We start from the raw sequence: 21,435 nt of genomic DNA on the forward strand, positions 1-21,435 counted from the left end.
GACCTCCCCCATCTGATAGATTTTCCAGACATCGGTCAGTTTGATAAGAGGCTCGTCTTTATTTTTTGATATCCTTATACCATTAGAGCTTTCAGCAGAATTATTTCCAGAATTATTTCCAGAATTATTTCCAGAATTATTTCCAGAATTATTTCCAGAATTATTTCCAGAATTATTTCCAGAATTATTTCCAGAATTATTTCCAGAATTAAGATATGGGTTATTTTTCAGATTCTCCTCCAAAGAATTTCCCTCGGAATCATTTTGAGATTCATCATAGAAACTCGCTTTTTTTTCGAGTGAGTCTATAAATTTCGAGGGGTTAAGTTTTGTTTTAAAAGAATCTAGTATTTCACTAAGTGTCATACTCACCCTCTAAAAGCTCAGTCGTGTCTGAGCTAAGCTTTTTTAATGAACATAAATCCAATTCTATTTTTGTGCATATTATATTGCTTTCGTTAACAGTCTTGTGGTATGGTCTGAACATCTTTTATGAGATGTTAGATGGAAGATATTTGATCTGCAGTTTCAGATCCTGTGGCTGTTTTTGAAGACTCTTTATATTCTTTGAAAACTTTATAAACCCTGAAAAGCAGGAATCCGGAAAGCAGAAACGCCAGAAAGTCCGATACCGGAAAAGCCACCCAAACTCCATTGAGTTGATAGAACCCTGGGAGGAAGGTAACAAGAGGGATAAGGAAAAGAAGCTGCCGACTAATTGAAAGAAGAAAGGCTGGCCTGGCTTTTCCTAAGGCCTGGAACAGGATTGATGTGATAACATTCATGCCTACCAGAGGCATCCCCAGAAGCATTATCGTTATAGCACTTTTTCCAATCTCCAGATACTGCGGATCTGCACTGAATAATCCGAGAATTTGTTCTTTGAAGAGTAAAATGATCAGCAGGCCAAGTGTTCCAATAGCCGTTGTCGCTGCAAGTGATAATTTCACAGCCTCTGCTATTCTTCCATATTTTTTTGCTCCGTAATTAAACCCGACAATCGGCTGCAGACCAAAGCCCATACCTAGAAGGGACATGAAAATGAAAGAGTTAACCTTTATTATTACACCAAAAACGGCAATTGCGCCATCTCCTCCATAAGTTGCAAGTGCATTAAACACGAAAATCATCATGAAACTGCTCGAGCACTGCATTACAAAAGACCCAATGCCTATGGTCACAATTTCCTTAACAATTTCCAAATCCGGTTTCAAAGTTTCTGACCTGAAACGAACAGCTCCTTTTCCTTTGAGGTAGTACAGCAGGAGCCAGACCGAAGCTATGGCCTGTGATATTACAGTTGCAATTGCAGCCCCTTTTACACCCATTCCGAAACCAAACATAAAAAACGGGTCAAGGAAGATATTGAGGCCGCCTCCTACAAGCATGGCATTCATTGCAAGGCGAGCATTTCCTTCAGATCGGACAATGTTTTGGACAGCTATCCCAAAGACAAAGACAGTCCCTCCCAGTATTATATATTTAAGGTAATCTATGGCATAGGGCAGGACTCCAGCAGTTGCTCCGAAAACCTTCAAGATCGGACTAAGATACAAAAGGCAGGGAATGGCTATAAGTACGCTTAATATCAAACTTAGGGAAAAAACATTTCCAAGAACTCTTTCGGCTTTTTCATTTTCTCGAGCTCCAAGGGCACGTGAAATTATGGAAGAACCTCCTGTTCCGAGCATAATTCCAAAAGCCATCACCATCATCTGGATCGGAAAAGCTATTGAAAGTCCGCCTATGGCCTGAACGTCATCTGCTCCGTAGACCATTCCCACGAAAAAGGTATCTACTACGTTATAAATGGCCTGAACCAGCATTCCGATGACAATAGGAGTCGAAAGCTTAAACAGGAGCTTCCTTATGTTATCCGTACCAAGAAACGCACTTTTTTCATCCATGTTTTAATCTCCATCGTTTTTACCTCTGTCGCTTTTCACCTCAATCATCTGACCTATCCGATGGAGGCTCAACCCCAGGCTCAAAAAGTTTAATCGCAGCTTTATGAATTAGAAGCCTGAAAATTTCTTTTTCTTCAAAGGTAAAACCCGAAAAGAGAATATCTGTAAAAGCAGTCAACTTCTTAAAGATTATATCTCTCATTTCCTTTCCTTTATCAGTCAGGTAAACCCTGTAAGCTCGAAGGTCAGTTTCGTCTCTCTCCCTGTAAACATAACCTTCTTCTTCCAGACTCTGAATTGCTCTGGCACTTGTTGCTTTGCTAACTTTCAGTTCCTTTGCAAGAGTTTCCTGGGAGACTCCGTCTTTATAGTATAATAATAGTAAAAACTCAAACTGTCCGCTTCCGACCCTGTAAGCTTCAAGTTCCTTTACCATGTACGCCAGATGGGTCCTGTAGATGTAGGCAATAGGGCCTAATATTTCTCTTGGGTCTGTTTCTCTTAAGTTTGTTTCTCTTAAGTTTGTTTCTCGTGAATTTTCCATAACTTATCCTTCATATTTTATGATCTGAACGGCTTGTTTTTTAATAAAAACCATTCTGAAAATCGTTGCAAATGGAACTGACCCGATCTCTATAGGCTTGTGAGGTATATAATAGTTCCGAGTGAAACTATACTATTTGGGTGCAAAATAACTGGTTGGTATATAAATTCAGACAGGAAATGACTTTTATTACAAGAGTAAATATTCATTACAGGTTTTTATGGCGTTTTTATAGCAAATGAGTTTCTTTAAGGTGAAAAAATGGTAAGTAAAGACTTAATCCAGGATCAGCAGCAGATAGAAGAGATTATCTCAAAGGCAAAGTTCCTTCGTCTCGCTCTCTCGGACTCAGACAAGCCCTACATTATCCCAATGGCTTTCGGATACAAAGATAACAAAATTTATCTTCACAGTTCCTGCAAAGGCAAGAAAATCGATATTCTGAACAGGAACTCCAGAGTCGCTTTCGAAGCCGATGTCGAGGCTGAAGTCGTCACTGCCGAAGATATATGTAAATACAACGTCCGCTACCGAAGTGTTGTAGGTAACGGACAGGCTCGGTTTGTTGAGGATTATGATGAAAAAGTAGAAGGGCTTACTGTCCTTTCCGAGCACTACGGAAAAAAAGGGCCTTTTGAGTTTGAAGAATGGAAAGTTAACAGGCTGTGTGTAATTAAGATTGAGATTGAAGAGATGACAGGAAAGCAGCATGGATTCTGAAGTCTTTAATGAGTAACTTCTTTCTCAGTTTGTTGTAACCAAACCTTTCTTACTTGAGGAAATGGATCTTTCAAACAAGCTTCTCTCCAATCTATGATAATTGGAGGAATCTCTTTATCTTCATTTTTAAGTTTTTGAAAAATCCAAAACGATAATTCTGCACATAATTTTCTGTATGTTGGAAGTTTATCAACTGAAATTAAAGAGTCTCTTGTTTTGTATAGCTCCTTTTTGTCAGGTAGCTCGGTGTCTTTTATAAGATATTGTAGAGCGATTATTAAAGATTCAATTTGTTTTTCATTAATAAGTCCAGGGAGTCTCTTGACAATGCCAGAAATACAGTCAATAATCGATCCAAGTCCAGGTTGTCTTCTCATAATAGCTCTATTAATTAATTCATCCAACAAGTCATTTGGAGGGGACTTTATTTTTCCTATGTTTCCTAAGATAATCCAGTTAAATAGACCGCGAGCTGCCTCACGGACCTCTTCGTTCTTAGCTGAGTTAAGACCAAGTCTAGTTTTTTGTGAAACTTCATCGTAATTTTCAGGTTCAATAAATAAAGTCATCGGTAAGGCACTTAGTACACAAATATTAAACTGTTCCATTTCGGATAACAGGTTTTTTACACGAGCTTTTACATCTCCAGAAGCTGGTCCTAATCTTGGAAGTATAATTTGCGAGATCAACTGAACCATGTCTTTAAACTGTTCTCTCACTGTATCAGAAAAAAAGTGAAGGAAATAAGGTGTATCTTCATGTAGTTCATGTTTCTCCTCATTCCACAATGATATTGCTTTATCTAATAAGGATATCATTTCTTCAAGTGTCCAATCCTCAAGTTTTTTGTTTTTCTTTTCATTCCAGGGAAACTGAGATTTAGTTCCTTTAAGCCACTCTTTTATTTCTGTACTTCGACCCATGAATCTCTTATTCACTTTTCCATCAGGAGTTTGAGATTTTTGTATCACTCTATGGAAATCTTTTGAAGTAAGATATTTATGGAAATTTTTCTTTGCAATTCCTTCTTCGGTTTCTGGCAGAAGAAGATATAGTGAGTCAAATAATTGAGTTTCACCTGGAATACCTTTTTCTGTATCTATTCTTTCCCAAAGAGCTTCACCCCATAGTTCAGATTCTTTACTGTTTAATCCATTAATCTCATAGATCCTTGCTAATCTTAGTACTGCTATATTTCTTGCTTCTGGACTTCCATTTTTGACAATACTGATTAGATTACTAATAGGTTTAGTCCAAAGAGATCTATCAAAATTTGAGTCCAAGATAGTATTTTGAGCCCATTCAACGTAAATAAGTGGCTCAGGCCAATCTTGAGCTTTAACTTCAAAATTTTCTGTCGGAATAGGTAAAGAAAGAAGATCTGGTACTCTTTGTAGTATTTCGGATTGGGGCATATTGAGAAGAAGCTTCTCAAAAATATATTTTATACAGTCATACAAGAAGGGGTATTTACTAAAGAGTTGCATCTTATATATATCAACTGCTAATCTGAACAATTCATCCAACTGGTCAGTAGATAAACGAATGCAAAGACGTGACAACATCTCTGAAGCAAGTTCTATTTGATTTACTGAGTGACTATTTCCGTGACACTCCAGGGGATTTAATTCTAAATATTTTACAGCCTGATTTAAAGAGTTAGTAAATAACTTATACAAAAGATCCACTTCTTCAGGAGTAAGAAGGCCTAATTTAACTTCATTAAACTGTTTTTTTATACCTTCATCTATTCCTGTTCTTACCATAAAACTCAAAGCCCAAAGAGGTGCATACGGTGAAATTAAAATTGAGGAATTATTCACAGGATCAGGATACATAGCAATAGGACCACATCTAACCGGTAAACCTATTTCTTCAAACATCCTAAGAAATGAGAATGCAGGAAGGACAGCAGAAATGCGTTCACTTGGATCTATACTTTCCCTTTCAAACAATGGTGATTGAATTTTTTCTACGTTTAACCTTAATGATTCGAGATAAGGATCAGGATTGCATCTATATATATTTAGTTTATCCCATCTGTCCCTATATTCTCTCACAAAATCCTCTGTGCCAGTGTTTTTCTTTATTATTTGGCCATATTTTATCTGCCTCAAAAAAAACATTATCCAACCTTCTCGAGATAGTGTGAAACAATCTATCTCATAGGGTTTGATTTGAGCACGTACTTTTTGGAGAGCCCTTTCTGCTATTTTTTCAGCCTCATCTAAGTCTCCAAGTTCAGCAAGTATTGAAGCTCTTTTTGCTTCCCATAAAGGCAAGTCATCTATTTGAGGCCAATTTTCAAGGCACTTTCTTACTTCTTCTTGGTTTAACTTAAATAAGAAGAATAAGCATTTTTCGTAAGATAATCTTGCTCTCCAATCTTTTTGCATACTTAGTAAGCATTCCAAACGATTAATCCATAGCAAGAATTGCTCTTCATTATGATTTTCTCTAGATTCTCTAACAAGAGCAAAAGCCAGTTCTAACCAACATACTCTAATTCGCTCCCAATTAAGGCTCTTGTATTCTATTTGATCTGCTTCTATTGAAGCACTTGGAATCTCAATGTAAGAAGGAAAAGGATTGAACTTTTCAACTGTCTGACTGATTATTTCAGTCCAGTTACTAAAAAGCGGCGTTAAGGTAATTTCTAACCTCCAATTTAGTTCATACAGTAAAAGAAGCTTTTCTATATCTGTAAGTGTCTTAATATAACTAGAAACAGTGTCAATCCAATACTTTGTGTGGTCCCAAATGATATCTCTATTCATTTTTGGAGCAATAACCCAACCAGGATATTCTTTTCTTTCTTTGCTCCATATCTCACATAATTTTCTAAGATCATCTGCCTGGATATTTTGAGGATACGTATAATGATCTTCTTGTGAATTTTCAGGCCATTCCATTGGATTCGGAGGTTTACCTCTCTGTAACTCTTCTAAAAACCATTTTATTGATTCTTTGTAACGAGTATCTTCTGGAAATTTAAATTTCGGAAACATGGGAGATAAATCTATAGGAATTATTCCCTTATTTTCAAGCAATTTTCTTTTAGAAGGTGAGAGTTCGAGTAAACCACAAAGATAGATAGGAGGCTTTGAGTCACCTAAATTGTCACGAACCCAACCAGACCAAGACAGAAAATTAGGATCATCTCCAGAAAACCCAAGTAAGCAAAAAGCATTCTCCATCATTGATTGCTGAACCATGTTTACGAATGGTGCAAATTTTTTAGGATAAGTACGAAAATCTTCTTCCGTAATAATATATGGGCGATGAGATGGAAAACTTCCATGAAGTTTCACTATTCGTGGCTTCATTTTACCTGGCATGTCGTGAAGAGTCTCAACAAGATCATATTTTCTTTCATAAATAGAAACTCTAGTTCTCTCAAGCAGCGTGTCGTAGTTAGTAGTAAAAACATCCGACCAAGGGAGAGAGAGTAAAAGCTTATGTAATTCTCCTGGATGATAACTGCCATCATCGATGGATTTTAACAAATAGTTATCGAGAGCAGATCGTCCGAACATTGTTTCATATTCTAAAGCTAATTTTGAAGCCCCTTCTCCTGAAGTAGCCATTAGTCTATCATCAGTGGAGTCAGAGATTGGTGGATATAAGGCGCTATACATACCCTCTGCAATCTCCCTCCATAGAGGAAAAGGCGGAGAGTTATAAGATACTCTATCTGCATTTTTGCTGAAACCCGCACCAATCATTACTGCAGCTTGACCAAATTCACGGCCACACCAAAGCCGTTTCTTTATTTGTTCTATGTGAATTTGATCAGGGAGAATTACAGAACTCATTATGAAAGAAACCCCGTTTATTTATAGAGATAATAGAATTAATAGCCATGTATGTAAAAAGGAAATATAACTATTCAAAAAATACATATTACCTTAAGATATTAACATATTTCTTTTTTCGGGCGTAATTAGCCATAAAAATTTAGATCAAGTATACTACCTCATATCTTAAATTAAAAATTTTTAGACCAGATAATATGCAAAAACACTTAAAACCAGCCTGATTAAAGAAAAAACAATCGAAATCATTGAAAAAGCTACAAGATATACGTTTAGAGCCAGTATCTCCGCAAAAAGACCGGAAAAATCAGCATTGAAAACAAAAGCAACCAAATTTATCAGCAAAATAAAAAAGAGTATGGTTACAAAACCCCTGCCTGCTCCTTTAAGGTCTTCTTTGCTCAGGGCTATATGTGAAGAGATTGCGATTGCCAGGGCAAAATAAATCCAGAAATTGAGAGAAAACAGGTTTTCTAACGAAAATATGCTTTGAAAGAGACCTGCGGTAAGGGTGAAGATTTTTGTCAAAATATACTGGTCAGGCTGGGCAGGCTCAAGGGTAAGATAGTCGGTAACCCTTGCAAAGGAATCCGGAAGCAGCAGGTGCATTCCAATAATAAGAGCAGCCGTACCGCTGAAGATCGGGCCCATGCCTATGAAAAAGTTTCCTATATTCTGGTAGAGGCTTTTTGGGTTCCAGCTGTGGTTGACATATCCAAGGGTTCCGTCTTTTTCCTTGCGGGAAAACAGCTTGAGTTTGGTTATTTTGTGCCTGAATACATAGCACATCAGCAGGTGGCCGAGTTCGTGAATGGGAGTACCTATCCAGGCTGTAACCAGAATCCCTTTTCTGCCAAAAGTACTCTGGACGTAAAAGTTAGCTCGGTTCTCAAGAAGGCCGAGTACTATTCCTACAAGAATCAGAGAACCTGTGACATAGAAGGTCTCAAACAGGCTTAACCGAAAAACCGTGAATATATCGTTTTCCAACTTCCAACCCCTTCAGTGTATTATCAAGAAAAACTTCAGGCCTCCGATTAAGTCAGGAATTGAATCCAGCAAGGTCAGTTTCTCAATATAAAGTACTGAAGAAATATAACCTTCGTGCTCGTACCAGACAATTTCAGGAAAAAACCTGAGGATAAGAGTTTGAAAGGATAAAATCTAAAAAGGGCCTGAAAAAAGCTTCAAAATGGCCAGAAAGAGGATAAAAACGTTTTAAAGAGATTAAAACCTGTAAAATGCCTTATAATGCCTAAAAACCTGTAAAATGCCTTATAATACCTAAAAACCTGAAAAAGCCTGAAAAAATGTCTGTAAACATATAAAGACCGGAAAATGCCTCTTTTGTCTCAAAAAACGCCAGTCCTTAAATATTTAATTAAATTTAAATATCTTCCGGACCTGCAAGATCAAACCAGACCGGATTTTTGTCTTCAGGGTCGCAGTTATAGTTTATTGTGATTTCTTCGTCTTCCTTAATATCTCTTATACAGACGTATTTTAAAAGTTTGTTATCGAAGTCTTTGTAGTACCTTGCATTCGGAGTGTACGAGTGGTTATAAAGGGAGCCATAGCCCAGCGCGATAGCTGCATCTTTTGAGTCGGGACCCCACGCAAAGTAATAATTGTAGAGCTGGGTAAGCTCAAGTGCGTCTATTTCTTCAGTGGGTAAAACTATGACAGGACAGGTTTCTATTACCTCACCTGTTTTGAAATTTCGCTGTGCAAATATGCCTCTCCCTCTTCCAGGTGAGTCTTTAACAGTTATGAACAACATATGACCATGTCCCTGCAAAATTAGAAAAATATCGGAAACTGTATTATTATTTGAGAAAACATATAACTTATAGGTTTCCCTTCAAATTTTTAATTCAATGCTTGGCCAGATTAGAGATTTCCCGAGCCATCTTCACGGCGTACAATTTCGTCTTCGGATGCAGGGATTTTGGACGTAGAAATTTCACCTGCACTCCTGAGAAACCTGTAGTATCCAAAGCCTATCAAAAAGATCGGATAAGCTATTTTCCAGGTAAACCCTGAGACTAAAAAACTCAAGGACACGAGTGAAAGAGCCGAAAAAATCCATTTCTTCCAGCCGTTTTCGGTTTTCCAGTAGGCAATTATAATGAAGGCGTAGAGGAAAACGAAGTTCTGGTTTACAAGCATCATCATAGCTGATACGGGAATTTTGAGTAGATAACTTCCGAGAATCAGGAAAATCGAAAGTACATACAGCCCAACCAGGCTGGGCACAGGAATATTCCTTTTTGAAAGCTTTCCGAAAACTTCAGGAAAAATTCCTGTCCTGCCTCCGGCATAGAGCAGGCGACTTGCAGTAAAGTCCCATGAACAGGCATTTGCTGCAATAACTATTATCATGAGCCAGATGAGCAGTTTTCCTCCTGGCGTAAAAAGCACAAGGCCGGAAAGCCCTGCTGCTCCCTGAAGAGAAACGCCTGAAACACTGGCTCCCGTGCTGATTAAGGCAAGCACAAGGTAGATTGAGGTCACAAGGGCAAAACTCAGCCAGTAAAGGCGAGGTACATTTTTTTCAGGATCTTTTATTTCTCCCAGGGAAAAAGAAAGATTTTCCCAGCCCAGAAAAGCCCAGAAAAGGAGAGCTGCAACTTTCCAGGTGTTATGCAGGTCTATATGCACGTTACCGCTAAAAGCTTCGCTGGCAATCCCGAGGCCTGCGTTCAGGAAATCAAGGTTAAAGACAATAAGCAGGCCAATTAACAGAAAAAGGACAGCCAGAGCTGCGTAATTAATCAGAGAGATAACCTTCATCCCTGCCAGGTTCGAAAGAAACATCAGGGTTACAAGCAGGATTGCAAAAAGGGCTGCTCCTGCCTCAGACAGCTGGAAAAGCTGCTTCATATACTCGCTGCCAATAAGGGCAACTGCAGGAAGCCCGAAAAAGAAAGAGCCTCCCACAAGGTAGGAAACCGCATATCCTCCCCAGGGCCCAACAGCCTTTTCAGCATAACCTGCAAGTCCGGCTGTTGAAGGAAATTTAAGGCCAAGGCTGGAGCAGACTTCGATAAGAGGGACTGCGACAATCGCTATAAGGAACCAGCCAAGGATTGCTTCATAGACAGTGCCTGCATCAAGTGCCAAACCTGGCAGTGCAAGAATGCCTGTACCTATAAGCATGCAGATTGCAAGCCCCATGCCCCGAGTGAAGGAAATCGTTTTCTTAAGTTCGGTCATTTTTATCTCTTAGGCTACCTGTAAAAGGTTCTGTATATTTATTTGTTCGCAAACAGGCTTTCAGACAATTAAAACACATACTAAATATATTTTTCTGAAAACTCTCAGTAGAAGAAAAGAATAAAACATCGGAAAAAATTAAAACATATCCAGGTAATGTAAAAAAGCAGCAGCAAGAGCTACAAAACTAAAAATCAGGAAAAAACCCGAAATCCGGATGTATCTGTACTTAATTTTCACCATATCCTCGAATACTTTCTTTGAACTGCTGGTGGAATTTATGTTAATCTTATACCTTTTTCTAAGAAGTACCATTACCGCAAAAATCAAACTCAGCAACCACAGCACAAGCGGAGCCAGATAAATCAAAACCGAATATCCATCTGCTCCCTTAATATCTGAAAATGCAATAGCATGAAAATAGATCCCTTGAAGCAGCCCTGTAACGACTACAAACTGTTTTGCCGTATCTTCCACAACCGAAATAGATTCCCCAACAAGCTTTTCAGCATTCTTTTTCCAAAAAGGATTGGGCTCAACTGGAACAAAAGGAATCTCTTCTTCACCAGTCCCGCTTTCAACTTCCTCTTCAGTCATACCTTTACTTCCCACTCGAATGCTTTTTTACAATTAGAATTTGGACAGGTAAGATCTATAAACATACTTTTTGGAGTCCTTCGGCTGAATACTTTTTTAACATCAGAAAAACCGACGCGTAGTACTGGAGTTTTCCCATCTTCAACAATTTTTTCTACATCTGTGTAATATTTGTACCCGCAGTGAGGACATTTGATGAGTTCAGAAGTCATTCATTCACCAGCTTTTCATATTCAGCATTAAATTCTTCTTCTCCCATCTGACTTCGCAGTCTTAAAAGGGATTTGGAAACAATCTCTTTATTAGGCGAATTCAATTGCTCAAAGATTGAGAAAGAAATTAAGTAATTCCTGAGAGCACTACTACATTCCCCCTTTTTTTCATTAGTCACTCCAAGCTGGTGCAGTGTTGATGCAATTCCACTTTTATCTTCCAATTCTTCTTTCATTTTAAGGGACTGATTATACATTTTCACTGCCTCTTTGTAGTTACCACGGTCCTGATGAATCATTCCAAGCTGGTGAAGTGTTTGTGCAATTCCGTTTTTATCACCCATTTCTTTTTTCATTTTCAGAGACTGGTTGTATAAGTCCGATGCTTTTTCGTAGTTACCCTGGAAATAATGAATCGTTCCAAGCTGGTGAAGTGTTATTGCGATTCCGTTTTTGTCTCCCAGCTCATCTGCAATTTTCAGGGACTGATTATACATTTTCATGGCTTCTTCGTAGTTGCCCTGCTTCTCGTGAATCATCCCAAGCTGGTGCAATGTTATTGCAATTCCACTTTTATCTCCCAATTCTTTTTTCATTTTAAGGGACTGGGCATACTTTTTCGCTGCCTCTTCATAATTACCCTGCTGCTGATGAATCAGTCCAAATTGGTGCAGTGCTTTTGCAATTCCGTTTTTGTCCCCAAGCTCTTCATTCAGTTTCATAGACTGGTCATAATTTTTCACGGCTTCTCCGTAGTTGCCCTGAATGCAGTAAACATTTCCAAGCTGGTGCAATGTATATGCAATTCCACATTTATCCCCCAACTCTGTTTTCATTTTAATGGACTGTGTGTACTTTTTCGCTGCCTCTTCATAATTACCCTGCTGCTGATGAATCAGTCCAAATTGGTGCAGTGTGTACGCAACTTCGTTTTTATTTCCCAGTTCTTTGTTGATTTTCAGTGAATGATTGTATAGTTTCACCGCTTCTTTGTAGTTGCCTTGATCCTGATGAATCATTCCAAGCTGGTACAGTGTTTGTGCGATTCCGTTTTTGTTCCCCATTTCCTCATATTTAGATAAAATATCACTATATATTTTCAATGATGTATTCAGATCACCAAGGAGGTAGTAAATTATCGCAAGGTTGTACTCAGCGTTTGTTTTTGTTTCTCCTGATGTCGTGTTAATAGAATCATTTAATAAATCCATTGCAAGTTTAATATATCCCCAGTGAATAAGAGAATTTACTGTACTTTCTACAACTTCGTTTGCACTTTCCCAATCTCCTGCCTGGAAGTAATAGTCTCGTGCTTTTAAATAATCCCAGAGGTTTCCGGTTTGAGAAACTAAATTTTCATAGTATCTGGCAGCCCTGATAAGAAGCTCTTTTTTGTTCAGTCCGTCTTTTTCTAGTTTTTTCCGTGCAAAATCTTTTACAATCGTGTGCTCCAAGTAAACACTCTTATCATACTCCTGTTCTTTTGAAATGAGACCCCATTGAAGAAGTTTATTTAGAGGTTCTCCGACAGCAGGACTTTCATCTTTCTCATTGCCGATAATCCATGACAATGCTTCGACAGCAATGGCTTCTTCGTAGATTGAGGCGCAGAGGAGCAGTTTTTTGGCGCCTTCATCTAATTTGGAGAAAGACTTTTCCAGCAGGGTAAACTCAATAAGCTCTTTTTTCAGGGGCGATAGATCCAGCAATAAATCATCTACTCCCTTAACGGCTGCATGCTTTGAAAACTGGCCTATCGTCCAGGGATGGCCACCAATAACATCATATATTTTCTTTTTCTTTTGAATCCCCAGATCTGCCAGTTCAGTTAAATTGTTCATAAGCCAGTTTGTCTGAGGGAAATGGAGTTCAGGAAGGGAAATATGTCCAATGCTTTCAGGCAACCTGCCTTCGAGGGGATCAAAATCGTAACGGGTTGTTATGATGAATTTTGTATTGCTGATCGTGTTGTTAAAAAGATGCCGGATGAATGCCTTGAGTTCGGGGTTTTCAATGTCTTTTCGGTCTTCGTCAAGGCAATCTTCAAAGTTGTCAAGGATTATCAGGAAACGCAGCTGATTAAGTATGTTCACCAGCAGGGAGGTTTTAACTTGAAAAGGAACTTGCTGATTGATTATCTGATTAAGTTCATATCTTCCTTTCATCATTAAGAAGCTGTTAATTTTGTTCAGGATATCTTCAGGTCGGATGGTTGAAGTACACTTCATCCCGAGAGCCCCATCGAAATATTCCTCCATCTTTTTCGCCAGTCGGGTTGCAAGAACGGTTTTTCCCATACCTCCAAAACCGTGAATAATGGCAGCACGCTTTACATCGGATCTAAAGCCTTTTTCCAGAATTCGAAGCTCTTTTTTCCTGGCAACGAAGCCTTTATTCATCACCGGTAAATCCAGCAAATCTGACAATTTAGTGGGTTTGATTTCGAATTCAGAAGTTTCCGGTTTTAAATTCTCTACATTAACGCAGTTGCAGTCTGAAAGATAAAGTACAGGCGTTGCAAAGTCAAGTCCATTACCGTTTTCTAAGTTTTTCATCACAAGTCTGGCTTCTTTTAAAGCAAAGTCAACAGGCTTTCCGCTTGCAATTGCTCTGTAAAAATGGTACGCAAACTTTATGGCAACGTCATCAAGTACGGAATATTGCATTGCCACAACAGCAGGAATTCCTTTTTTGGAAAGCATGCTGGCCAGATCTCCAAAAGCTTTTTTATTCGAACCTTTGGCAGATTCACAGGAACTGAGCACCACAAGCCGGATGCCTCGTTCGGAAAAAAGGTCTGATAGAGTTTTGTTATCAATAAATCTTGCTTTCTGGCCTTCGTTTTCAAAAACAAGATGACCTTTTCCGTCTATGCTGATCCCGTGGCCTGTGAAATGGATAATATGGTAATCCTGTTCATTCAGGTAGCCTTCGACGTTTTCAAAGGTTGCGTCTTCAGTAAAGTCCACTTTTATTTTCTGATACCTTTGGAGTTTGTCCACGGCTTCAAGGATAATTTCCTGTTCTTTTTCCGTGTTCAAAGGTGAAATCCTGGGATCATCAGGACCGGAAATTATTACCAGCATCCTGAGTACGGAATCAAGAGGTTCAAGATTTTTCCTCTTCACGCCTGCTGGCAGCCTTGAAATCAGGATGTTTCTTCTTCGAATCAGAAAATCTTCGTCGTCATGGAGATATTCCCAGGGCAGCGCTGAAATTTCAGGGACATCTTCACCAAACCTAAGTGAAATCCTGAGCCCATTGCCATTTTCCTGGACTTCCTTTACGGAGTTGTTGAAATACTCGCCAAGTTGACCGGAAAATACCTTGCTGTAAAGCATTTTCCCAAATTCGATATGTGGCTTATCTCTTTCCTCTTCTTCCAGTAACTCTACCTTGTCCTTTTGATTTTCTGGCTTTTCAGGACTTTTAGTAACTTTTTCCTCTATTTTTTCAAGCATCTGAGAGAGTTTAAGGTCTTGTCTGAGTTCGAAATCATTGCTTACTACAATATTTCCATCCTGCAGAATCGAGGCACGATATTTATGGGAAGAAGCTTCTGAGGATTGGGTAACCTGAAAATAGAGAGAAGAGTATTTCAAAAAGATCACTGATCTTTATTGGATTTCATAATTAATAAATTTAAAGAGAATATAATAATAAAAATAATATTGAAGACGTAAAAATGAAATCGAAGTCTGGAACTAACGTTTTAACTTATGAAAAAACGACAAGTATCTGAAATCTAAAATTTGAAAAAACAAATTTTCAAATTTTTTAATTTAATTTTGGGAAAAGCCGGTCGTGGCTGCACGACCGGTGAGAGCCTGGGGTTCTAAAATCAAATTTATTCCCAGCAAAGGTTCTAAAATCAAATTTATTCCCAGCAAAGGTTCTAAAATCAAATTTATTTCCAGCAGGGATGCTGAAAAAGATTATTGCTGGTGAAATTCCTTTTATTCTGTCTTTTCCACGCAGATAAGCTCTTCTGCATACGGCAGAGTCTCTTTCATCCAGGTGCAAAACTCCCTCCACTCATCAAGTTTGTGATTGCGGCGCTGGAAGTAAATGTTTCTGAGCTCAGCGTAGTTGGTTACAACAGTCCTTTTCTGCATAAATGCACTTGGCAGGTCCTGGACGAGTTCCCTAAATATCGCTTTCCGGCATTCGCTGTCTTCTTCACTGTCTCCCTCGCAGGATTTGTATTCTTTGATAAGGTCGTTCAGGTGCCGGATCTGGTCATTCCTGTAATCTGTCAGGGTATCGAAAGAAAAATCGTCAGGAGTAAGCTCCCTGCTTGTCAGTTTGTGCATAGTTGACGTGGAGTTCTTTTCTGCGAATTTGTAGGTATCAAATTCTTTCCACCAGTATATTGGGGCTGTAAGGTCAAAACAGACCGTAATGAACCTTAAAAACTTGCCGTGCTCGTTCCCTGCGAGGGTCAGGCGCTGGGCCAGGTTCAGGTCCTTTTCTCCAAGCGTACAGTTTCCTGCCTCATCAGGCTTGCTGCTGTCCATTAGGTGCCAGGAGTTCATAGGGTTCCGCATGCCAAGAATTGCATAATAGATGTTGTATGTACCGTGTAATTTCATTTCAATCATAAGAGCGCCTCTTACACCCATTAAGATAAGCAATTTATAAATCTGTTTGTTGCGAATGATTCAGCAATCGACGTTATAAATTATTCGTAAACTGTCCATTGTAAGTAAACTAGCTCATGTGAACGAACTGATTTAATACAAGGCTAACCGGTTGTAAAAATTAACTCACTTAAAAAACTGAAAAACTTAATCAAGGGGGTTTAAGAAATAGCTTTCATTTTCGGAGGGGAAACTTATTTAAGAAAAATAGGCACTTCTTAACCCATGCTCTATCCTTTCAAATATGACCTTTCTGCAACTTCCGGATATTTCTGTTTGACAATGAGTAGTAATGTTGTATATTATCAGTACGAGTCTGTTAACCTCAATAAACTTGTAATCCCATTTAAGAAAAAGCCAGAAATCTCTTCATAAGATATGTGACCTGACATACGAGATCTGAGATATATCTCAAACTTGTCATTAATTTGACAATCAAAACACCCAAAATTTTTTAATCAAGATGTGCGTTATTAATTAGGGAGTGTAATGATTGATCCTATATTTCTAATGGAAATAGTTATTGCCTTGCTCGTTCTATCCCTTCTGGCACAAACCCTTAGCCATTATTTTCAGGTTCCTGTTATCATCTTTCTATTGATCGAAGGAGTAATAGTTGGGCCAGAAATTCTTAATCTACTAAACCCTGTTCTCTATATGGACGTGCTCAGTGCCATTGTAGCTATTTGTGTGTCTGTTATAGTCTTCGACGGAGGGCTTCAGGTTGACTTGAAACAACTCAGGGGGGTTCAGGAAAGCGTTCTTAAACTAAGCACTATTGGTGTTTTAATTACTTTTGTCGGGATTACCACACTTACCTACTTTCTCATAGATGTTCCCCTTCAAATTGCTGCCCTTTTCGGAGCTTTGGTTACTGCAACCGGTCCCAGTGTTGTTGGTCCAATAATCCGGAATCTCCATGTTTCACATAAGGTTGGCAAGATCCTGGAACTTGAGAGCGTTTTAAACGATGCTGCAAGTGTGATCTTGACTGCGGTGGTTTTTGAATGTATTGCAGCAGAAATTTCAAGGATAGATGCAGCAGTCTTCATCCTTGAAAGGCTTGGAATTGGGTTATTAATAGGAATATTGAGCGGATTTGCACTCCACTGGTTTTTTACAACCGGTACTTCCGTTAGCAAAAGGACTGCCAGGTTGATTACTCTTATCTCGATCTTTGCCTGCTATGTACTGTCAGAAATTATGGGCAATGAATCTGGAATCCTTGCACTGGCAGTCTTCGGAGTTATTACGGGAACTTTGGAATTTCCCTATAAGGAAACAATAAAGGAGTTCAACTGTGACCTGGTAACTTTAATGATCTCTTTGATCTTTGTCCTGCTTGCAGCAATGATCAAGTTCTGGTATATCATGGATATCGGGATAAAAGGAATCTTGTTAGTTATACTTATAGCTCTATTAGTCCGCCCAATGTCGGTCTTTATCACAATGTGGAGTTCAAAACTCCGCACCAATGAAAAACTCTTCATATCATTCATGGGGCCAAGAGGAGTAGTGCCGGCTTCAATTGCAACTTATTTTGCAATCAAATTGGATGAGATGAAGGTGCCTGGAGGGCAAACGATTGTAGGTTTAGTCTTCCTGACAGTCATAGTGACTGTCTTCTTAACAGGAGGCATGTCAAAAAGAGTAGCTCAGATGCTGGAGGTAATTCCTATGGGAATTTTGATTATCGGAGGAGGAAAAATAGGCCGGATTCTTGCTGAACGCTTTGATAAAAGAGGCGAAAATGTGACAGTTATAGATATCTCTGAAGAAGAATGTAACAAATGCATGGAATTAGGCATCAGGACTATACAGGGCAATGCAGCAGACGTTAATACTCTTAAAAAAGCCGGAATTAAAAACACCAAGTATGCAGTTGTAACCACAAAAAAGGACGACACAAATCTCCTGTTTTGCCAGATTGCAAAGGCAAGATTTGGATTCAAAGGAGACCAGCTGGTTGCCAGAGTAAATAATATGGAAAATCTTAACGCTTTTTGGGACCTGGGAATCCTTGCTATGAGCCCAACCATGACAACTGCTGTGGTGATGGACAGTATGATTGGAAGAAATCACCTCTTCTCATTGTGTGAAGTAGGAGGAGAAGGCAATGTTATGGAAATCAAAGTCACCAATCCAAAGGTCGTGGGAAAGGCCATAAGGGAAATTAATTTTCCGGAAAAAAGCCTTATGGTGATGATAAGACGGGGAAATGAATCGATTATTGCACATAGTAGCCTGAAACTTGAATATAATGATATTGTAACGGTTATTGGAGAGCAAGGTACAAAAAAGAGTGTTTCTGATATACTATACAGGTAAGTTTGAATACAGGTAAGTTTAATAAAGCACAGGTAAGTTTGAGTACAGGTAAGTTTAAAGCACATTTAAAAATAAGCCTATTAACTCATTTCCAAAAGGCAAAATAGGGTTTCTGAGTTCAAATCTTTAATAGTTAATCAGGGCTACTATTACGAAAAGTTTCAAAACTTTTCGTAGTAAAATCAAAGATGCGCTAGCATGTTATTTAACAAGCTGTAGAGTACTTGGCTTAAACAAAAACTGTTATTTAAATATTTTATTATATATTCCAAAAATCGTGCTTGACAGGTATTTTTGCTTTATATTCCAGGAGTTGCTGGATATGATAGGATCGACAGCTCTATTGTAAAAGATTTTCGATAGTCCTACACCCACCATATCAATGTACTTGTAAAATAGGTAGCTCAAGGGTATTATCAATAGTATGGACAGGAAACATGAAATAAAGACAGCTATCCAATATGGTAATATCGGGTGCAATACGAGGAACAGTGCACAGGTGAAACTGCTTATTATCAGGAAATGTATCAGGTACAGCGAGTAGGATATTTTTCCAAGAAATACCGGTACCGGAGAAGAAAAGACTTTTTGCAGCCATTGGCTGTTCAATAAGACATACATTATCATAACGGCTCCCAGGATATGGTATGTCAGTTTTGGGATCTCAAAGAAACCGTTATTAAGAAAACCGTATAATGAATCGCTTGTTACGGTGCCTACTGGATATGACCCGAGAAATAACCCTGAAAACAGTATAACAGATAATATCATTTTGTTATCGGTTTTAAACACTGACGTTTTATTGTTAAATATGTCTGCAAGCCCCATTCCTGTTATAAAGGCAAAATAGTAGGAATTGAAGAAAAATACGGCTGCGGCAAGGTAGAATGTCCAGCGGTTCCGTTGCACTCCGAATAGTAAAGCTAGTGCGAAAACAAGCATAGACCCATAAAATTCTACTGTCATTGTCCATAAAACCGGGTTATATGTGTCGCTTCCTGTAAAAAACGACCCCCATACCGCCTGCTTAATTGCATCAACAATATCCGGCGTAAAGGTCCAATAGCTGTCGTAATTGTTATTTCCTGAGATCATTACGGCTTCAATATAATAATGGAATGCTCCGATTGATGCAAGTAAAAACGATAGAACCGTTGCTGCCAGCACCGGAACAAACAGCCGGATATATCGGCGTACTGCGCCGCTTATAATTATTTTTTTGTCTTTAGTTCTAAAGTATTTTTGGGTTAATACGTAACCACTTAGAACAAAGAAAATGCATACCGAAAAGTTTCCGGCGCCAATTAATCCTAAGGGCGTGGTCGAGAAAATCCGTTCAAGATTCCCCAGATGTGAAGGCATTCGATCACTATAAATAATCGCCGGGATCAATATAATGAAGAAATGCATTATCATCACGTTAATCGCAGCTATACCGCGTAGCCCATCAAGATAGTTGATCTTTTCAGTCATACTTGTTGCTCAAGGAAAATTATTGTTTAAACATGCTCTAGAAATCTCCACAAAACCGTATTTATTGACTGTGTGTAGTAAATTAGGTCCAGATTCAGCTTAATTACGTAAGACCCATAATTGTTTATGGTGGATCCTTCTAGAACAACGAGAACTGCAGATGAAATAAGTCTTTCCATTTGTTCCAGTTCGTGTTAATGAGTCCGGCTTTAGAATCATATAGCTGCGGTGAGAGAATGTTGGAAATAAGTACTGATGTTTAGTGCTGAATTCCAGATCAAAGCTTGCTGATTAGAAAAATCCCTTCTTCTTTATGTTTTTTGTTTTTGAGTTTTTTCTCAGTTACGTCTATTTTCTAAACTTACCTGTGTACAGGAAATAAAGATGATATCCCTTGAATAACATGCACAACTATATGAATACGCATACTGACGGCATAATTTTCATGCTAATTTAGTGTACACAAAACAGAAAATGAGAGTCAAAAGCGAATGTGTAACTACTCTTGGAAATATCAACTGATTATTAAGATACAAAAAATTCAGAAGATTTGATAAAAGTCAGGAAATTTGATAAAAGTCAGAAAATTAAACAAAAAAATTCCGAAAATGGATTCCTTCGAATCCAAACAATTTTGTCTATTTTTTATAAATGCCATAAGCTTCAATCTTTCAGATGATACTTCCGTCATCACAGTTAGCTACGAACACCCCATTGTCCAGGATGCCACCGGGAACATTAATTATCCTGTCCTCTATCCAGATTCTGTAATTCTCAGAAATCAAACACCCGACTTCTTTTTGAAATATTGAAAAGTGTTTGAAGTAGTTCAGTTTTACAGTGTCCGGGGTTTCCTCATATAGTCCGCATTCTTTGAACTTTTTGTTTATGTAGACATCGAATGTACCGTCATCGTGGAGAATAAAATGGGTTGTCTTGTTTGTGTATTTTCTGGGCATAGGGATCACATTTTTAGTACATTGGTAACATGAATTCGTTTTTCGATTTAAATAACTGGGTTTCGTTGTAATGCTGTTTTATTTTATACATAAAATATTTTTGTGTTTATTATTATTGTACTTTTAACAGCACCTATATCAGCAATAAGCCACAGTAATATAAGTCTTATCTTTGTAAATATAATTTTCATCCAAATCGCTGAAATAGATATCCAAAAATAAAATCGATATTCAAAACATACTTTTTATTTTTATTCAAGTGGGACCACACTGTCAATCGGACAAGATTTGAAAGAGAAGAAATCTTGTAACTATTCAGGGTATAGTTAGCGGCGCTCCTTTGAGCGCCGCGAGAATACCCTCTAAAACAGGTAAACCATTCTTTCTTATTGTGGAAATATATGCTCTAATTCTGCAGAAAGCTTCCGCTCCTCGTGCAGTTCTGAAAGTTCCTGATATTTTCTGTTGTAGCTTCATCATCCTGACATCTCTTTCTGCTTGATTATTCTCAAACGGAACTTTCAAGTCTGTCAGGAATCTCAGAATCTTGTCTTTGTGTTCTATAAACCTATCAAGCAGATTCCTTGCTTTGGTTTTTGGATTCTTACCACGTTTTCCTTGTCTTTCAGGATTTAAAGAAGGTGGATTTTCTTCAATTCCTTTCGCGACTACAGCATTGAACCTTTTTTCTAATGCCTTAACTTGTTCAAAATCTAGATTTTTGACCTGCTCTTTACACTCATCAGCATACTTTTTCATTTCAGACAACAGCTCATTCATATCTTTAGCCCATTGCTGTTTATAATTCTCTTCAATTCCAGTAAGTTCTCTCTGGAGATGAACATTGCAAAGAGCATGATCACAATTATAACTGTTGTAAGGTTTCCATCCATCGTGAACTGCTACCCCTTTAAACTCTGGAAGAATTCCCATAGCATCAATAGCTTCGGATCCTCTTTTTGCATGAGTAAAATAACAGGTGTATTTGTCAGTAGAAGCTACATGAAGCCAATGTCTTTTTCCT

Annotated in this window: 15 protein-coding genes and 1 pseudogene; 2 read left to right on the forward strand and 14 right to left on the reverse strand. The window is 38.3% G+C overall.

Annotation, left to right across the window (positions count from 1 at the left end):
- The 3 genes and pseudogenes from ASJ81_RS23060 to ASJ81_RS19770 all read right to left on the reverse strand — a co-directional run.
- Positions 1 to 366: pseudogene (locus ASJ81_RS23060) on the reverse strand (hypothetical protein); the annotation flags it as partial.
- A 134-nt stretch (positions 367 to 500) separates the two neighbouring features.
- Positions 501 to 1,907, reverse strand: a complete 1,407-nt coding sequence (locus tag ASJ81_RS19765; RefSeq protein WP_095645855.1) for an MATE family efflux transporter — start codon at positions 1,905 to 1,907, stop codon at positions 501 to 503.
- A gap of 40 nt (positions 1,908 to 1,947) precedes the next feature.
- Positions 1,948 to 2,451 (reverse strand): MarR family winged helix-turn-helix transcriptional regulator, encoded by a 504-nt coding sequence (locus ASJ81_RS19770; RefSeq protein ID WP_095645856.1) that lies wholly within the window; start codon positions 2,449 to 2,451, stop codon positions 1,948 to 1,950.
- Positions 2,452 to 2,712: 261 nt separating this feature from the next.
- Here ASJ81_RS19770 and ASJ81_RS19775 point away from each other — a divergent pair, with 261 nt between their 5' ends.
- The gene (locus tag ASJ81_RS19775; protein WP_095645857.1) at positions 2,713 to 3,171 is read left to right on the forward strand and encodes a pyridoxamine 5'-phosphate oxidase family protein; all 459 of its coding nucleotides are present in this window, start codon (positions 2,713 to 2,715) and stop codon (positions 3,169 to 3,171) included.
- A 5-nt stretch (positions 3,172 to 3,176) separates the two neighbouring features.
- On the opposite strand, the gene ASJ81_RS19780 is transcribed toward ASJ81_RS19775, so the two are convergent.
- The 8 genes from ASJ81_RS19780 to ASJ81_RS19815 all read right to left on the reverse strand — a co-directional run bounded on the left by ASJ81_RS19780 (position 3,177) and on the right by ASJ81_RS19815 (position 15,612).
- Positions 3,177 to 6,986, reverse strand: a complete 3,810-nt coding sequence (locus ASJ81_RS19780; RefSeq protein ID WP_095645858.1) for an SIR2 family NAD-dependent protein deacylase — start codon at positions 6,984 to 6,986, stop codon at positions 3,177 to 3,179.
- Between the two features lie 183 nt (positions 6,987 to 7,169).
- Positions 7,170 to 7,976, reverse strand: a complete 807-nt coding sequence (locus ASJ81_RS19785) for a hypothetical protein (protein ID WP_095645859.1) — start codon at positions 7,974 to 7,976, stop codon at positions 7,170 to 7,172.
- 397 nt (positions 7,977 to 8,373) lie between these two features.
- The gene (locus tag ASJ81_RS19790; protein ID WP_245860355.1) at positions 8,374 to 8,784 is read right to left on the reverse strand and encodes an SET domain-containing protein; all 411 of its coding nucleotides are present in this window, start codon (positions 8,782 to 8,784) and stop codon (positions 8,374 to 8,376) included.
- A gap of 92 nt (positions 8,785 to 8,876) precedes the next feature.
- Positions 8,877 to 10,202, reverse strand: a complete 1,326-nt coding sequence (locus tag ASJ81_RS19795) for an APC family permease (protein ID WP_245860356.1) — start codon at positions 10,200 to 10,202, stop codon at positions 8,877 to 8,879.
- A gap of 138 nt (positions 10,203 to 10,340) precedes the next feature.
- Positions 10,341 to 10,799, reverse strand: coding sequence for a hypothetical protein (locus ASJ81_RS19800; RefSeq protein ID WP_095645861.1), 459 nt, complete (start codon positions 10,797 to 10,799; stop codon positions 10,341 to 10,343).
- Entirely contained in the window at positions 10,796 to 11,011 is a 216-nt protein-coding gene (locus ASJ81_RS19805) for a hypothetical protein (protein ID WP_095645862.1), read from the reverse strand. Before ASJ81_RS19805 ends, ASJ81_RS19800 begins: the two co-directional genes overlap by 4 nt.
- A complete protein-coding gene (locus ASJ81_RS19810; RefSeq protein ID WP_095645863.1) occupies positions 11,008 to 14,613 on the reverse strand; it encodes a tetratricopeptide repeat protein in 3,606 nt (1,201 codons plus the stop codon). The genes ASJ81_RS19805 and ASJ81_RS19810 overlap by 4 nt, the downstream gene beginning before the upstream one ends.
- Positions 14,614 to 14,967: 354 nt before the next feature.
- Positions 14,968 to 15,612, reverse strand: a complete 645-nt coding sequence (locus tag ASJ81_RS19815; protein WP_095645864.1) for a hypothetical protein — start codon at positions 15,610 to 15,612, stop codon at positions 14,968 to 14,970.
- A 528-nt stretch (positions 15,613 to 16,140) separates the two neighbouring features.
- Here ASJ81_RS19815 and ASJ81_RS19820 point away from each other — a divergent pair.
- Positions 16,141 to 17,979: a cation:proton antiporter domain-containing protein gene (locus ASJ81_RS19820; RefSeq protein WP_095645865.1), complete on the forward strand. Its 1,839-nt coding sequence runs from the start codon at positions 16,141 to 16,143 to the stop codon at positions 17,977 to 17,979.
- A 243-nt stretch (positions 17,980 to 18,222) separates the two neighbouring features.
- Here the strand turns inward: ASJ81_RS19820 and ASJ81_RS19825 are convergent, their stop codons facing one another.
- From ASJ81_RS19825 to tnpC, 3 genes are all read right to left on the reverse strand, one after another.
- A complete protein-coding gene (locus ASJ81_RS19825; protein ID WP_095645866.1) occupies positions 18,223 to 19,452 on the reverse strand; it encodes an acyltransferase family protein in 1,230 nt (409 codons plus the stop codon).
- A gap of 671 nt (positions 19,453 to 20,123) precedes the next feature.
- Positions 20,124 to 20,411 carry a hypothetical protein gene (locus tag ASJ81_RS19830; protein WP_095645867.1) on the reverse strand — a complete coding sequence of 96 codons (288 nt, stop codon included), beginning with the start codon at positions 20,409 to 20,411 and terminating at the stop codon, positions 20,124 to 20,126.
- 315 nt (positions 20,412 to 20,726) lie between these two features.
- On the reverse strand, positions 20,727 to 21,435 hold a 709-nt coding region (gene tnpC, locus ASJ81_RS19835; RefSeq protein ID WP_141241823.1), incomplete at its 5' end, for an IS66 family transposase.

This window comes from Methanosarcina spelaei, assembly GCF_002287235.1.
GTDB classification, from domain to species: domain Archaea; phylum Halobacteriota; class Methanosarcinia; order Methanosarcinales; family Methanosarcinaceae; genus Methanosarcina; species Methanosarcina spelaei.